Annotated in this window: 11 protein-coding genes; 5 read left to right on the top strand and 6 right to left on the bottom strand. The window is 59.9% G+C overall.

What is annotated here, in order from left to right; genetic code table 11:
- Window positions 1-165: 165 nt before the first annotated feature.
- From ACOYW0_RS11410 to ACOYW0_RS11395, 4 genes are all read left to right on the top strand, one after another.
- Window positions 166-1,482 carry a dicarboxylate/amino acid:cation symporter gene (locus tag ACOYW0_RS11410; protein ID WP_482418559.1) on the top strand — a complete coding sequence of 439 codons (1,317 nt, stop codon included), beginning with the start codon at window positions 166-168 and terminating at the stop codon, window positions 1,480-1,482.
- A gap of 501 nt (window positions 1,483-1,983) precedes the next feature.
- Complete coding sequence (locus ACOYW0_RS11405; RefSeq protein WP_482418558.1) at window positions 1,984-3,726, top strand: transporter substrate-binding domain-containing protein; 1,743 nt, start codon at window positions 1,984-1,986, stop codon at window positions 3,724-3,726.
- 2 nt (window positions 3,727-3,728) lie between these two features.
- Entirely contained in the window at window positions 3,729-5,162 is a 1,434-nt protein-coding gene (locus tag ACOYW0_RS11400) for a sigma-54-dependent transcriptional regulator (RefSeq protein WP_482418557.1), read from the top strand.
- Between the two features lie 611 nt (window positions 5,163-5,773).
- Complete coding sequence (locus ACOYW0_RS11395) at window positions 5,774-7,099, top strand: ammonium transporter (protein ID WP_482418556.1); 1,326 nt, start codon at window positions 5,774-5,776, stop codon at window positions 7,097-7,099.
- 458 nt (window positions 7,100-7,557) lie between these two features.
- On the opposite strand, the gene ACOYW0_RS11390 is transcribed toward ACOYW0_RS11395, so the two are convergent.
- Together ACOYW0_RS11390 and ACOYW0_RS11385 are read right to left on the bottom strand one after the other, a co-directional pair.
- Window positions 7,558-8,355 (bottom strand): sulfite exporter TauE/SafE family protein, encoded by a 798-nt coding sequence (locus ACOYW0_RS11390; protein WP_482418555.1) that lies wholly within the window; start codon window positions 8,353-8,355, stop codon window positions 7,558-7,560.
- 160 nt (window positions 8,356-8,515) lie between these two features.
- Window positions 8,516-9,232, bottom strand: a complete 717-nt coding sequence (locus ACOYW0_RS11385) for a FadR/GntR family transcriptional regulator (protein ID WP_482418554.1) — start codon at window positions 9,230-9,232, stop codon at window positions 8,516-8,518.
- 29 nt (window positions 9,233-9,261) lie between these two features.
- Between ACOYW0_RS11385 and ACOYW0_RS11380 the strand changes: the two genes are divergently transcribed.
- Window positions 9,262-9,555, top strand: coding sequence for a hypothetical protein (locus tag ACOYW0_RS11380; protein WP_482418553.1), 294 nt, complete (start codon window positions 9,262-9,264; stop codon window positions 9,553-9,555).
- A 56-nt stretch (window positions 9,556-9,611) separates the two neighbouring features.
- On the opposite strand, the gene ACOYW0_RS11375 is transcribed toward ACOYW0_RS11380, so the two are convergent.
- The 4 genes from ACOYW0_RS11375 to ACOYW0_RS11360 are packed head-to-tail and all read right to left on the bottom strand — an operon-like array spanning window position 9,612 to window position 14,494.
- On the bottom strand, window positions 9,612-10,274 hold the full coding sequence (locus ACOYW0_RS11375) for a response regulator (RefSeq protein WP_482418552.1): 663 nt from the start codon (window positions 10,272-10,274) through the stop codon (window positions 9,612-9,614).
- Window positions 10,261-12,438 carry an ATP-binding protein gene (locus ACOYW0_RS11370; protein ID WP_482418551.1) on the bottom strand — a complete coding sequence of 726 codons (2,178 nt, stop codon included), beginning with the start codon at window positions 12,436-12,438 and terminating at the stop codon, window positions 10,261-10,263. Before ACOYW0_RS11370 ends, ACOYW0_RS11375 begins: the two co-directional genes overlap by 14 nt.
- Complete coding sequence (locus tag ACOYW0_RS11365) at window positions 12,435-13,439, bottom strand: BMP family lipoprotein (RefSeq protein WP_482418550.1); 1,005 nt, start codon at window positions 13,437-13,439, stop codon at window positions 12,435-12,437. The genes ACOYW0_RS11370 and ACOYW0_RS11365 overlap by 4 nt, the downstream gene beginning before the upstream one ends.
- Window positions 13,436-14,494, bottom strand: coding sequence for a BMP family lipoprotein (locus ACOYW0_RS11360; RefSeq protein WP_482418549.1), 1,059 nt, complete (start codon window positions 14,492-14,494; stop codon window positions 13,436-13,438). Before ACOYW0_RS11360 ends, ACOYW0_RS11365 begins: the two co-directional genes overlap by 4 nt.
- Between the last annotated feature and the right edge of the window lie 395 nt (window positions 14,495-14,889).

Here is a 14,889-nt window from a genome sequence, read left to right as displayed (position 1 = left end):
TCCCTTCCGAGGGTGCGCAGGGAGCGCCTTAATGGAAAATATGCCCGTGATAACAGGGGGGCATGCATTTAACGGGCCGGTTGGCATTGTCTGTGCTCTACTTCTATTCAATCAAATTAATTTGGGTTGCATTTAAGTTTTATTCATCAAAAATGGGGAATAGACATGACACAGATAAGCAGTGAAAAGAAATCAGGCCTGTTTGGGTGGTATTTCAACACAAACCTTTTGCTCCGTATTCTCATCGGCCTGGTGGCCGGTGCAGTGGCCGGCTTGATCTTCGGCCCCAAGATCGCGGCCGTGGCACCCCTGGGAACCGCCTTTGTCCGTCTGCTGAAAATGATCGTGATGCCGGTGGTGATCTTCACCCTGGTGGTGGGCGCGGCCAGCGTGCATCCCTCCCGCCTGGGACGCATCGGCGTCAAGGCCCTGGTTCTCTATCTGTTGACCTCGGCCTTTGCCGTGGCCATCGGCCTTGTCTTTGCCAACCTCTTCAACCCCGGATCAGGCATGGAGCTGGTGGGCATTGCCGGTGCCAAAGGCAAGTCCGTGACTCCGCCCTCCATGGTGGATACCCTGCTCAACATCATTCCCACCAACCCCTTTGGAGCCATCACCTCCGGCAAGATGCTCCCCACCATCTTCTTCGCCATCTTCTTCGGCATCGGCCTCTCTCACCTGCGGGAGAGCGACGACGACCGAATTCAAAACGCCGCCCAGGCCATGTTTGCCTTCTTTGAAGGCGGCGCCGAGGTCATGTACAAGGTGGTGGGCTGGATCCTTGAGGTGGCCCCCATCGGTGTGTTTGCCCTCATCGCCGTGGTCTTCGGAAAGCAGGGAGCCCAGGCCTTCGGCCCCCTGGCCCTGGTGACCCTTACCGTCTACGCTTCCTTTATCTGCCATGCAGTGTTTGTCTACGGCGGCCTTTTGACCCTTTACGGTATCAACTTCTTTGAGTTCCTCTCCCGAGCCCGCGCGGCCATCATCACCTCCTTTGTGACCCGAAGCAGCGGCGGCACCCTTCCCGTCAGCATGGAAGTGGCCGAGAAGAACCTCGGGGTTTCCCGCGGGGTTTACTCCTTCTCCCTGCCCCTGGGCGCCACCTTGAACATGGACGGTGCCGCCATCTACCAGGGGGTCTGCGCCATCTTCGTGAGCCTTGCCATCGGCGCTCCCCTGGCCCTGGACATGCAGCTGACGGTCATTGCCACCGCGGTTCTCATCTCCATCGGTTCTGCCGGGGTCCCCGGTGCCGGTGCCATCATGCTTCTCATGGTCCTTGAGTCCGTGGGCCTCAAAGTCGAGCCCGGTTCCGCTGTTGCCGCAGCCTATGCCATGATCTTCGGCATCGACGCCCTGCTGGACATGGGACGAACCTCCCTGAACGTCACCGGCGACCTGGCCGTGACCTGCGCAGTGGCCAAGTCCGAAGGGGAACTTGACCAGGCTGTCTGGGAACAGGGAGCCACCGTGGAGCTCTAATCCGTCTTTCTTGTAAGGTCTGACGAAACGGGTCGGATGCGTTTTTCCCGCCGGGAAATAAGGTGTCCGGCCCGTTTTGTTTGGATGGCTACTCAGCTTAAACACGGCGTTCCATGGTTAAAGTGAGTGGAAAAAGCAGGCCTCCGGCGGCGAGGTGAGCCACCTCGAAAGCTTATTGCCATTGCGTTTTACCCTTCGTCCCTCAGGGCAAAGCGCAATGGCCTTCGGCTCAGGCTGCGCCCGACAGAAATGCTGATGGCTTGAGCGGGTTGGCTCAAAAGCTTCGACGTCACAGGATACGTTATCGCTACTTGCTCATTGTCGATTTAACCGCACTGCCTCCGGTGGTCCCGCCGGAGGCCACTGAATCGTCTCTTTTTTTCTATGGTTTTGCCATTTGGGGCAAGGGGTTGAAAAGATGAAACCCGTATTGACAGAAGAGCCCTCGGGGGCCATAACCAAGGACAGGTGTCAATGGTTTACCCAAGGAACAGGTCGGTTATGAGAGGTTGTCGTTATTTTGCTTCAGGGGCCGTGTCACGCGGCCCCAAGTGCCCGTGGGCAGCACGGTGCGCCGCCCTTTTTCTGCTTTTTCTTCTCCTGGCCCAGGCCCTTGCCCCCCGAGCCGCCCGGGCCCTTACCCCCGTGGATTCCAACAAAACCTACATCGTGGGCGGCGACTACTACTATCCCCCGTATGAGTACCTGGATGAAGAGGGCAATCCCAAGGGTTACAACGTGGAGCTTACCCGGGCCATTGCCGAGGTCATGGGCCTCAACATCGAGATCCGCCTGGGCAACTGGAGCGAGATGCGCACCGCCCTTCAACATGGGGAAGTGGACATGCTGCCGGGCACGGTGTTCACCGAAGAGCGACTGTCCGTGTTCGATTTTGTCCCCCACGCCCTGATCCACCAATCCATTTTTTATCGCAAAGGCTCCAGGCCGGCCAAGAGCGTCGACGACCTGGTGGGCTCCGAGGTCATTGTCCAGGAAGCCGGGTCCATGCACGACACCTTGGTCAAGCACGGCGGCATCAAGGTCATTGTTTCGGACACCCATGCCAACGCCCTGAGGATGCTGGCCGCAGGCCAACACGATTACGCGGCCGTGGCCAACCTGCCGGGGCTTTATCTCGGGCGCAAACACCGCCTCTCCAACATCGTCACCTCGGGCAAGACCGCGGTGAGCTTCAAGTACTGCTACGCCGTAAAAAAAGGGGATGCCGAGCTTCAGGCCCGGCTTAACGAGGGGCTCTCCATTTTGAAGAACACGGGGAGGTACCAGGAGATCTATGATAAGTGGCTGGGGGTCCTGGAGCCGAGGACCCCGTCGTGGACGCGCATCATCAAGCTCAGCATGGTGGTGGTGATCCCCCTGGTGCTGATGATGGGTGCCATCCTCATGTGGAACCGCACCCTGAAACGGGAGGTGGAAAACCGCACCCGGGAGCTCCACCTCCAGCAGCAGCAGCTCATCCAGGCGGACAAGATGGCCTCCCTGGGGATTCTGGTCTCCGGGGTGGCCCATGAGATCAACAACCCCAACAGCCTGGTGCTTTTGAACACCCCGGTGATCATGGACTCCTTTGAAGACCTGTGGCCCATTCTGGAGGCTTACTATCAGGAACACGGGGATTTTTGGGTGGGGGGCCTGGAGTACACCCGCATGCGTGAGGAGATCCCCTACATGCTGGCGGAAATGCAGGCCGGGGGCAAGCGCATCAAGCACATCGTGGAAGACCTGAAGGACTTTTCCCGTATCGACAACTCCCGCCAGATGGAGATCATGGATTTGAACGAGGTGGTGCGTGCGGCCACGCGGCTGGTGGATAACTCCATCAAAAAGGCCACCCACTCTTTTTCGGTCTCCTGCGGCGAGGGGCTGTACAAGGTCCGGGGCAACCCCCAGCGCATCGAGCAGGTGGTGGTGAACCTGATCTTGAACGCCTGCCAGGCCCTCACCGCACCGGAGCAGGCCATCTCCCTTCAGACCTTCAACAGCCCGGACCGCAAAGGGGTGGTCCTGGAGGTGCGCGACCAGGGCAGCGGCATCGACCCGGACCACCTGCCCCACCTCACCGATCCCTTTTTTACCACCAAGCGGGACACCGGCGGCACCGGACTGGGCCTTTCGGTGTCCACCACCATCGTCAACGAACACGGCGGGGTGCTGTCGTTTGCTTCCGAGCCCGGCGAAGGCACCACCGTCTCCCTTCGACTCCCCATGTTCAAAAGGATGTGACCGTGATTCCCAAAAAATCCCTCTACCCCTCATTCAAGGTGCTGATCGTTGACGATGAAGAGCCGTTTATCCGAAGCCTCTCCATCGCACTGGAGCGGTCGGCCGGCATCAACAACCTCACCCGCTGTCAGGACAGCCGGGAGGTGATGGGAATCCTTGCCCAAGGGGGCTTTGGCCTGGTGCTCCTGGATTTGAACATGCCCTGGCTCTCCGGGGACAAGCTCCTCTCGTCCATCATCGAAGAGCACCCCGATGTGGTGGTGATCATTATCAGCGGCATCAACCAGATTGAACCGGCCGTGCGGTGCATGAAGCTGGGGGCCTACGACTACTTCGTCAAGACCAACGAGGAGGACCGCCTGGTCATGGGCGTGAACCGGGCCATTCAGATGGTGGAGATGTCCAAGGAGCACAAGGAGATCAGAAGCCGCCTTCTCCACGACCGCCTGGAACACCCGGACGCCTTTGAAGAGATCTTGACCGGCGACAAAGCCATGCGGGCCGTGTTCCAGTACATGGAGTCCGTGGCCAAAAGTGCCATGCCCATCCTCATCACAGGGGAGAGCGGCGTGGGAAAAGAGCTCTTTGCCCATACCGCCCATCGTCTCAGCGGGGTGGAAGGGCCCCTCATCTCCATCAACGTGGCCGGCCTGGACGACAACGTTTTTTCCGACACCCTCTTCGGGCACGCTCCCGGGGCCTTTACCAGCGCCCACGGGGTACGCAAAGGGATGGTGGAGCAGGCGGCCCAGGGCACCCTCTTCCTCGATGAGATCGGAGACCTGAGCGTCACCTCCCAGGTGAAACTGCTTCGCCTTATCCAGAACGGGGAGTACTACCCCCTGGGGAGCGACCGGCCCAAGCGCTTAAACGCCCGCATCGTGGTGGCCACCAACCAGGACCTGGACAAGAAGCAGGCTAAGGGAGAGTTCCGCAAGGACCTCTACTACCGCCTCTGCGCCCACCACGTGCATATCCCCCCCTTGCGGGAGCGCAAAGGGGATATTCCCCTTCTCCTCAACCACTTCCTCGGCGAAGCCGCCGACGCCCTGGGCAAAAAGCGGCCCACCTACCCCCGGGAGCTGGAGACCCTCCTTGCCAACTACCCCTTTCCCGGCAACGTCCGGGAACTCCAGGCCATGGCCCATGACGCCGTGAGCACCCACAAAGCCAAAATGCTCTCCCTGGACGCCTTTAAACGCAAGATCGGCTCCATGACCCTTCCCGCCCATGACCACGAACCCGGAAGCTCCCTTGAGGACGACAGCGTGTTCGTGGCCACCAAATCCCTGCCCTCCGTCCACGACGTCACAGACCTCCTCGTGACCGAGGCCATGAAGCGCGCCGACGGCAACCAGTCCATCGCCAGCCGCCTCATCGGCATCTCCCAGCCCGCCTTAAGCAAGCGCCTCAAAAAAATGAAGCAGAACGACTAAGGGCTATGCTCAAAAAGCGTGCCTCCGTCAGCAAATGTGTAGGGGCGTTAGCCCCGGAGCATTTGCGATCCTGGGATCCAAGGGCTCAGCCCTTGGCCGCCGGAGGCCGTTTTTTGAATCGAAGGCTTGTCTTTTAGTAACTATTCAGCTCAAAAAAAACAGCCTCCGGCGGCAAGGTGTGCCACCTTGAAAGCAGGTTGCGGATGTGTTTTGCCCCTCGTTCCTCGGGTCAAATCACATCCGCCTTTAAAGTAAAAATTCACTCAAAATGATTTTTTAAAACCTGTTTGTTAAACCCGCCTTTATAAAATCAGGCAAAAGTTTAGCCCCCGGCAGGGCCGCCGGAGGCATAAGCTGAATAGTTACGTCTTTTAAAGGTTTTATCGAGGGGCGAAAAACAACAAAACTGCAATCAATACGGCTTGTGAATTACATAAGTGTAACTTTGTTTGCGGGGTTGTCGTGTGTGGATTTTAATGGAACTGTCTGAATTTCTGATCAATGTGTCGGTTTGTCCTGTGATGGCACGAAACTTGATTGGGGATATCCCCGAAATCATGACGAAATTTTCCGTAAGGGATTTATTGTGAACTTTCTGATGGGGATAAACGATGAGACATTGGGTTAGAACAGCGGTGATGGCGGCTGGGGCATGGGCGACGCTCAAAGGGGCGGCCTTTGCCCTCACTGGGGACGGGGTGGACACGGGCAGCACGAGCTGGATGCTGATCTCAACGGCCCTGGTGCTTTTGATGGTGCCGGGCCTGGCCATGTTTTACGGCGGGCTGGTGCGGACCAAGAACGTGCTTTCCACCATGATGCACACCTTTGTGGCCCTGGCCGTCATCGGGGTGCTCTGGGTGGTGTGCGGGTACAGCCTCACCTTTGGAGAGAGTATCCTGGGCGGGTTCTGGGGCTGGAACCCGGACTATTTTCTGCTCTCCGGCATCGACTCCCGGGTGACGGGCGGGATCCCCGACTACATCATCGCCATGTTCCAGGGAAAATTTGCCATCATCACCCCGGCCCTGATCAGCGGGGCCATTGCCGAGCGGGTCAAGTTCAGGGGGTACATCGCCTTTATCTCCCTGTGGTTTCTCTTTGTCTACGCCCCCTTGTGCCATTGGATCTGGGCACCGGATGGCTGGCTTTTAAACACCGGTGCAGCCGGGGTCATCGACCTTGCCGGGGGGCTGGTGATCCACGTCTCCGCAGGGATCAGCGCCCTGGTGGCCGCCCTGTATTTGGGGCCCCGCAAGGGGTTTCCGAAAACCGCCTTTCACCCCAACAACCTGGTCATGACCATGATGGGCGCAGGTCTTCTCTGGGTGGGGTGGTTCGGGTTCAACGCCGGTTCCACCCTGGGCAGCGGCCTGGACACGGCCCGGGCCCTGGCCATGACCCAGATCTCCGCCGCCGCAGGCGCCCTCACCTGGCTGGCCATCGAGGCGTGGATCTTTAAGAAGGCCACGGCCCTGGGCTTTGTTTCAGGCATCCTGGCAGGCCTTGTGGTCATCACCCCGGCCGCCGGCGTGGTGCAGCCTGGCGGTGCCCTGATCCTGGGGGCTCTTTCGTCCTGCCTCTGCTACTGGGCCCTGACCCTCAAGCCCAAACTCGGCTACGACGACTCCCTGGACTGCTTCGGCATCCACGGCGTGGGCAGCGGCCTGGGCGTTCTCATGCTCTCCTTTTTTATCCGGGACAGCTGGATGGACGAGGCTTCAGCCGCCGCAGGAAAAGCCTGGGGCCCCTTTGACCAGCTCCTTGTCCAGCTCACCGGCATGGGCGCAACCATCCTTCTGGCCGCCGGTGTCACCCTTGTCCTGTGCATCGTCATCGAAAAGACCCTGGGCTTCCGCGTGGACGAAGAGTCCGAAGTCATCGGACTCGACCAGGTCCTCCATGGCGAGACCGGCTACGGGTTGGTGAAGTCTTAAAAAAGGCTTTCTATGGGCAACGTGGTTGAAAAAGCAAGCCTCCGGCGGCAAGGGGCAAGCCCCTTGACCCCAGGTTCGCGAATGCTCCCGACCTTCGTTCCTCAGGTCGATCACATTCGCTGACGGGCTTCGCCCGCAAAGGGTGACCGGTTTCTGGGCTGCCTTGAACGTTGAAATAAAAGAGGCCGTGTGCCGCCCATGGGGTGACACACGGCCTCTTTATTTAGTCAGTGTAGAGTTGCCTCCGGCGATCTTTCTGGAGGTATGGACGTTAATGCCGATAGCCGTCACGCTACGGTAACGTATCCTGTTATTTGGACGTTTGTGGTCCGGGCCGCATACACCCGAATCCCGGTTTGAATGCCATTGCGCTTTTGACCTGAGGAACGAAGGGCAAAAGCGCAATGGCAACCTGCTTTCAAGGTGGCTCACCTTGCCGCTGGAGGCGTTTTTTTGTCTTAAAACACGCTGATAAGCATGCGGGTGGCCACCATGTAGAGGAGGATGGCGAAGATGCGTTTGAGCTTGTCTACGGGAAGGCTGTGGGCGAGTTTGGCGCCCAAGGGGGCGGTGAGGACGCTGAAGCAGATGATGCCGAAAAGGGCCGGGAGGTAGACAAAGCCCAGGGAGAGGTCAGGGAGGTCCGGGGTGCCCAGGCCGTTGAGGATGTAGCCGAAGGCCCCTGCCAGGGCAATGGGCAGGCCGATGGCCGACGAGGTGCCGATGGCGTGATGGACCGGGATGTTGCACCAGGTGAGGAAGGGAACCGACAGGGTGCCGCCCCCGATGCCCACGAGGCTGGAAAAGGAGCCGATGACGCCCCCTGCCCCGAAGATGCCTGCGGTGCGGGGAAGCTGCCGGGAGGCCGCGGGTTTTTTGCCCAGGATCATCTGGGTGGCCACGTAATAGAGAAAGGCCACAAAGATCCCTTTGAGGATGTGGGTGGGGAGGGTGGAGGCCACGCAGGACCCGGCAAAGGTCCCCACGATGATGCCCGGGGTGATGCGCTTGAACACATCCCAGCGCACGGCACCGCGCTTGTGGTGAGCCCGGAAGCTGGAGACCGACGTGAAGATGATGCTGGCCAGGGAGGTGCCCAGGGCCAGGTGCATCATGAGCTCCTGAGGGATGTGCTGAAGGGTGAAACTGAAGACCAGCATGGGCACGATCACCAGACCGCCCCCGATGCCGAGGAGTCCTGCCAGGACGCCGGCGATGGCGCCCACAACCGCGTAAATCATAAACGATGTCAGCATATCTCGATTCCGTCCTATTCTGGATTCTAAAAGCAGCCTCCGGCGGTCCTGCCGGGGGCGAAACGTTTCAAGCGTTGAACAAACAGGTTTTGCTTGGGCTTTGCGGAGGCCTTGGCAAATCATTTCACCCCGAAAAACCAGGGACGAACCACAGGGGCAATCAGCTGTCCGCCGGAGGCCATTGTGACTCCTCCCCTTCAAACACGGCCTGCTCCACGGTTTCAAGGTGGCGGCGCATGGCGGCTTCGGCCCCTGCGCTGTCTCCCCGCTCCAGGGCATCGATGACCTCCACGTGGGCGATGACCGACAGGCGGCTGCGCTCGGGGGTCTGGAGTGCTTCGGTGCGGGACTCCGTGAGGATGGAGGTGAGGTTTTTCACCACATTGAGCAGGATGCTGTTGCCCGATGCTTCGGCAAGGCAGAGGTGAAAGGCCTGGTCTATGTCTTCGGTGGTCTCACCGGCCAGGGCCCGTTTTTCCTGTTCAAAGACCAGCAGCTTGAGGCGGACGAGCTGCTCTTCGGTGATGTGAAGGGCTGCCCGGGCAGCAAGCTGGGGTTCGATGATGCGCCGGACGTCGAAGATCTCTGCGAGGCGTTCGGTTTTCAAAGGGACCACCCGGGCCAGGTGGGCGGCCAGGGCCGACTCGTCGGGCTCGGAGACAAAGGTCCCGGCTCCCCTGCGTGTTTCTACGATCTGCTGCTCGGAGAGGGTTCGGATGGCCTCTCGGATGCAGCTCCGGGAGACGCCGAAGTGTTCGGCCAGGCTTCGCTCCGAGGGAAGCCTGGTGCCCGGTGGCCACTCGTCGCTCTGGATGCGGGCGGCAATGGCTTTGGCCACCGTGTGAAAGAGGCGGCCCTCCGTCTCTATTTTGGTCATACCAATACTCCATGAAGATGTTTTTTTGTATGACCAATATCACGCCCTTCAGACCACTGCAACCTCAAAAAATGCGGGAGGCAACGGATTGTTCAAAAAAACGCAAAAGTTATGAACAATGGGGGTGTGTTCTTCTTGAAATGTTGTTTTTGGAGCTGTTCTGGTTGAATTTTGGCTGGCTGTGGATGGGTTTTGATGTGTTTTTGCCGAGTGGGTGCGGGTTATGGCTTGTGCTTGGGGTGTGTGTTGTGTTTTTGTTCTTTTTCGATGCGCCCCTTTGCCCTTCCGGCGTGCCGGATACCCCTGTTTCAGGGCAGGAATGATACCCGTGGCCATGGTTTTGCCGCCCTGGTGCTTATGACATGCGTTTTTAAGGCGGTTACACGCTGTCGTCGGGGACATCGGAGAGATCTGAAAGGTCGAGGTCGGGGTAGAGGCGCCTGGCGCAGTCGGCGCAGATGCCGTGGGTGAACCCCAGCTCCGAGTGGGTGGAGAGGTACTTTTCGATCTGGTGCCAGTAGCCGTCGTCATCGCGCACTTTTTTGCAGGAGGCGCAGATGGGCAGGAGGCCGCGAAGGGTTTTGACATGGGAGAGGGCTTGCTGGAGCTCTTCGATGAGCCGGGCCTGTTTGGCGATGAGGAGGCGCACCTGCACATGGGTGCGGACCCTGGAGAGGACCTCTTCCCGCCTGAAGGGTTTGGGGATGTAGTCCTGGCCCCCGCATCGGAACCCTTCCACAATGGCCGTTGTCTCGCCCTTGGCCGTGACAAAAACCACGGGGATGTCCTCGGTGAGGGGATCGGCCTTGAGGGCACTGCAGGTGGCAAACCCGTCGGGGCCGGGGGGCATCATCACGTCCATGAGGATGAGGTCCGGGAGAAAGTGGCGGGCCACCTCAATGGCCTTGGTGCCGTTGGTGGCAAAGGCGAGGTTGTACCCTTCCGGTTCCAGGATTTTCATGATGAGGTCGATGTTTTCCGCCTTGTCGTCCACGATGAGGATTCTCGGAGGGGCGGGGGTGTGCTCGTCAGGGGTCTGCATGGGGATCTCCTTGGGCGGCTGCATCCATCAGGGCGATGATGCCGTCCATGTCGTATTTTCGCATCAGTCGGGTCATGGTTTCTTTGGCCTCTCCGTCCAGTTGTTCCATAAGCTTTTTGAGTTCGCTGATTTTTCCGAAGCGGGCTGCCTCCCGCACGGCGCGGCGAAGGTCCGGCGGCAGGTCGACGGCCATGGGGGGCAATGGGGGCGGTGGTGTGGAAACGGGTTTGAAGGCCACGGGGAGCAGGGTTTCCACAGCATGGGTCACGTCATCGATGCGAAGGGGTTTGGGAATGCAGTGGTCAATGCCCTCTTCCTGGACGAGCTGCTCCTTGAGTTCAAAGACATCGGCGGTGACCAGCACCGTGGGGACGGGTGCGGGATCTTTTCTGGCCCTGGCCTTCCGGGCCGTGTCCAGGCCGTTGAGGCCGGGCATGTGGTAGTCCACAAAGAGAATGTCCGTGGGGCGGGTGTCCAGCTGAGACAGGGCGTCCCGTCCGTTGTCCACGGTGGTGACGTCGAAGCCCAGCCCTTTGAGGATGGTGGCAAGGACGTCCCGGTTGTGCTGGTTGTCGTCCACCACCATGGCCGTGAGGGCGCCGTTTTTATCCAGGGTCCTGGGGCTTGGGGGCGATGGTGGCGCGGGCAGGCTTTCCATGGGCACCTGGGGCAGCTTGAGGGTGAAGTGGAAGCGGCTTCCCAGGCCTTCGCCCGAGGTCAGCTCCAGTTTGCCTCCCATGAGCCGGACATAGCTGTCGGAGATGGGCAGGCCCAGGCCGGTACCCTCTTCCCGGGCGTCGGTGTGGCCCTGGCGAAAGGGCAGAAAAATGGTGCTCACGGCTGTCTCGGGGATGCCTGTGCCGGTATCCCGGACCTCGAAGTGAAAGAGGTCCGGGGCGGTCTCTTGCACTCGGAGGCGGATGGCGCCGGAGCCGGTGAATTTGACGGCGTTGTTGAGCAGGTTGATGAGCACCTGGCGAAGTTTGCCTTCGTCGCCCTCCACCGGAAGGCAGATGCGCCCTTCGGGCCCCGAGACTTCCCAGGCAAGGTTTTTGTGCTTGCACCTCAGGGCAAAGAGGGTGTCCAGATTGGTGAGCAGGGCCATGAGGTCGAAGGGGATGACCCGAAGGTCCATTTGGCCCGCTTCGATCTTGGAAAAATCGAGGATGTCATTGATAACCCCCAAAAGGTGGGTTCCGCTCTTTTCAATGGTGTCCACGGCGTGGCTTGTGTCCGGGTCACCCAGCTCCTTTTGCTGGAGGAGCTGGGCGTAACCCAGGATGGCGTTTAGGGGGGTGCGGATTTCATGGCTCATGTTGGCCACGAAAATGCTCTTGTACCGATTGGCCACTTCAGCCTCTTCCTTGGCTTTGTGCAGGGCCTCTCCCATGGCCTCTTTCTCTTTGATCTTCTCCTGCAGGAGACGGTTGGTCCCTTCAAGCTCCCCGGTCCGTTCCTCCACCTCTTTTTCCAGGTGGGCATAAAGGTGCTTGAGGCTGCTGCTCATCTCCTGGAAGGCATGGCACAGGTCGCCGATTTCATCGGTGCGGACGTCTAAGTCGGGCTTGACGAATTCCCCCCGGGAGAGGGCTTTGGCCATGGTGGAGAGGGTGACCACCGGGGTGACAATGCTCTTGGACAGGAAAAGATGGAGGCTTACGGCCACCAGTCCCAGGATGAGAAAGCTGCCCACGCTCAAGGTGATGGCGTCCATGCGGAGCTGGGCCACGGCGGTGTCGGTGAAGATCCCGATTTCGACCTCACCTAAGGGCACGCCGGTGTCGGAGGTGATGGCCTTGGAGGCGATGAGGATGTTGCTGCCGGTACGGCGCTGTTTTTTTGTGACATCTTTTCCGCGGATAATGGTTTTGATGTTGATGAGGGAGTTGCCGGAGGTGTCGTAGATTTCACAAAAGGCCACCTGGGGGAACTGCTCCACGCTCAACGCCACCTCTTCCAGGATGAAGTAGTTGTATTTTTCCAGGGGCTGCACGCTGAATTCTGCCACCAGGGCGGTGAGCCGCTCGGTCTGCCGGGTGAGGTCCCCCATGAGCTGGTGCCGCTGCTTGTCCAGGATCAGGGCCCCGGACAGGATCAGGGCCACCAGGAGGATCAGGAGGATCCCGGTGGTGATCTTTCGCTGGAGTGTCCAGGCAAAGGTCATGGCGCTCCTTTTGGCGGGGCAGCGGTTCGGGGAAGGCGGATCTCACCGGCGATGATCTTCAGGCGCACCTCCTCCAGGCGGTCGAGGAGAGCTTCGGGGATCCGGGTGCGGGTGTAGGTCATGGGGGACAGGCCCACCCCATCTTCCAGGAGGCCATAGTGGCGAATGCCGGGGCGAAAGCGGCCCATGGCGATTTTGGCCACCTCTTTGTAGGTGGCGATGTCCAGGCGCTTCATCATGCTGGTGAGGACATGGCCCACGGCAAGGTGGTCCTGATCCGAGTCCACACCGATGACAAAACGGTCGGCTGCCCGGGCCGCCTGGATGACGCCGTTGCCCGTCAGGCCTGCCACGGAAAAGATGGTGGTGGCGCCGCGCTCGTACATTTCGGTGGCCACGGCATGTCCCCTGGCGGGGTTATTGAACCCGCTGTAGTCCGGGGCTTCGGAGATAAAGGCCACCTCTATGGGGATTCCCGGAGAGGCGTAGCGGACCCCGGCGCGAAACCCGGTGAGAAAGGGGGCCATGACCGGTATGTCCACGGCTCCGATGTAGCCCACCTTCTGGGCGCCGGGCATGGAGGCTGCCAGGAGACCGGCCAGAAAAGACCCCTCTTCCACGGCAAACACCGTGGAGACAACGTTGGGGAGGCCCTTGATGGGGACATCGTGCATGATGAAATAGACGTCGGGGTGGCGCTTGGCGTAGGTGGTCACCAGTTCCTTGAATTCAAACCCGTTGGCCACGATTACCTGCACCGGTCGCTTGAGAAGGCGTTGCATGGCTTGTTCGGCCGCGGCCTGTGATTTTTCCATGTCCTCCACCACCACGTCGATGCCCAGATCCTGTTTGGCCTTGATGAGACCGGCGTAGGTCATGTCGTTGAAGGATTGATCGCCGATGCCGGAATGGCCCACGAGAAACCCCACGGAGAGGGAGGAGCCAGAGACGGGGATTGTAGGTACCAGAAGGGCTGCCAGAAAAAGGATGAATGATTTCATGGGGCGGCCTCCTCGCATCGGTGCACGGTGAGTTTTCCTGAGATGATGTCGGACTCCGCCAGCTTCAGCTGCCGGTGGATCGCCTCGGGGATCATGTCCCGGGTGAACCGCATGGGGCTTAAGCTGACGCCGCCGTTTTTCAGGTTGTACGGGCTCTCTCCGGGCTGGAAACGCCGGGAGAGGATCTTTTCCACCTCCATGAGGGAGGCCCGGTCCAGGCGCTTCATCATGCTGGTGAGGATGAGCCCCCTGGCCATGTGGTCCTGATCGGCGTCGACGCCGATGACGTAGCGGTCGTGGGTCCGTGCGGCCTGGATGACCCCGTTGCCCGAGAGCCCGGCCACGGCATAGATGATGTCCACTCCCTGGCTGTAGAGTTCGTCGGCCAGGGCGTAGCCGACATCGGGGTCGCTGAAGCCGGAGTAGTTACCTGCCTCGGTGATGTAGCGGGTGGTCACGGTGGCCTCGGGGTTGGCGAACCGAACCCCTTGGGTGAACCCCATGTGAAAAGAGCGGATGGCGCACATGCGGACCCCGCCGATGAACCCGATGCGTCGGGTTTTGGTCATGGCGCCTGCCAGGACCCCGGCCAGGAAAGACCCCTCGTGGTTGGCAAAGGTGGTGGAAACGATGTTGTCATAGCCTTGGATAAGGTGGTCATTGATGATGAAGGTGATCTCAGGGCGTTGGGATGCCACGGTCTTGACCAGGGGGAGAAGGCCCGCACCGTTGCAGACCACCACCGTGGCTCCGGCGGAGAGCAGGGTGTCCAGGGCCTCTGCCCGGGAGGCGTCGTTTTCTTCGGCCGGTGCGTAGGTGAGGCGAATGCCGTATTGCTCGCGTGCCTTGGCCAGCCCGATCCAGGTCATGTCGTTGTAGGACTGGTCCCCGAGTCCCCCGCCCCCGGCAAGGAACCCCACGGTGAGGGATTCGGCCCCGCAGGTTCCCCACAGCATCAGGACAAGGGCCAGCAGCGGGAGAAGGCCCGCTCGGATGATGCGACCAGGGTGGGGCGTGGTGTGGCGCCGGCAGTTGTGGGACGAGGTGATACGCATGTTGTCCTGCTGTTGTTAAAAATATGGAAACCGAACCCCTGGGAGGCATTCGTTGCCGACCATCAGGCCAGCCATGGGGCAAGGGGGCGTGGAAAAGGGTGGGGAGGCGGATTCAAGGGGTGGTCATGGCGTTGGGCCTGTTTAAAAAATTACCATACCGACCTGTAAATAAAAAGGCTGTTTTTCTATGGATCTCAATGGGTTTGGGTGAAAATGGCGCCTCGGGCGCCCCTTGGGAAGGGGTGGGAGAAGGGAACGGAACGCGGAAAAGAGATGAAAAAAGGTGAAAAGTTATGAACAATTGGGGCTTCTAGTGGCGTGTTTCACGCGTTTATGAGGGAACCCAGGTGGAAAGTCGGTTCTGATGTGAGGTTTGTGGTGTGTGGAGGGGTTGT

The organism is Desulfoluna sp. HI9BLuna (genome assembly GCF_056829775.1).
This window is presented reverse-complemented; position numbering and strand designations above follow the sequence as displayed.

Bases quoted from the DNA above. Each gene is read 5' to 3' on its own strand.
- ACOYW0_RS11380 (WP_482418553.1), top strand. From the start codon at position 9,262: ATGACCAATATCACGCCCTTCAGACCACTGCAACCTCAAAAAATGCGG.
- ACOYW0_RS11390 (WP_482418555.1), bottom strand. From the start codon at position 8,355: ATGCTGACATCGTTTATGATTTACGCGGTTGTGGGCGCCATCGCCGGC.
- ACOYW0_RS11365 (WP_482418550.1), bottom strand. From the start codon at position 13,439: ATGAAATCATTCATCCTTTTTCTGGCAGCCCTTCTGGTACCTACAATC.
- ACOYW0_RS11410 (WP_482418559.1), top strand. From the start codon at position 166: ATGACACAGATAAGCAGTGAAAAGAAATCAGGCCTGTTTGGGTGGTAT.
- ACOYW0_RS11405 (WP_482418558.1), top strand. From the start codon at position 1,984: ATGAGAGGTTGTCGTTATTTTGCTTCAGGGGCCGTGTCACGCGGCCCC.
- ACOYW0_RS11395 (WP_482418556.1), top strand. From the start codon at position 5,774: ATGAGACATTGGGTTAGAACAGCGGTGATGGCGGCTGGGGCATGGGCG.
- ACOYW0_RS11370 (WP_482418551.1), bottom strand. From the start codon at position 12,438: ATGACCTTTGCCTGGACACTCCAGCGAAAGATCACCACCGGGATCCTC.
- ACOYW0_RS11360 (WP_482418549.1), bottom strand. From the start codon at position 14,494: ATGCGTATCACCTCGTCCCACAACTGCCGGCGCCACACCACGCCCCAC.
- ACOYW0_RS11385 (WP_482418554.1), bottom strand. From the start codon at position 9,232: ATGACCAAAATAGAGACGGAGGGCCGCCTCTTTCACACGGTGGCCAAA.
- ACOYW0_RS11375 (WP_482418552.1), bottom strand. From the start codon at position 10,274: ATGCAGACCCCTGACGAGCACACCCCCGCCCCTCCGAGAATCCTCATC.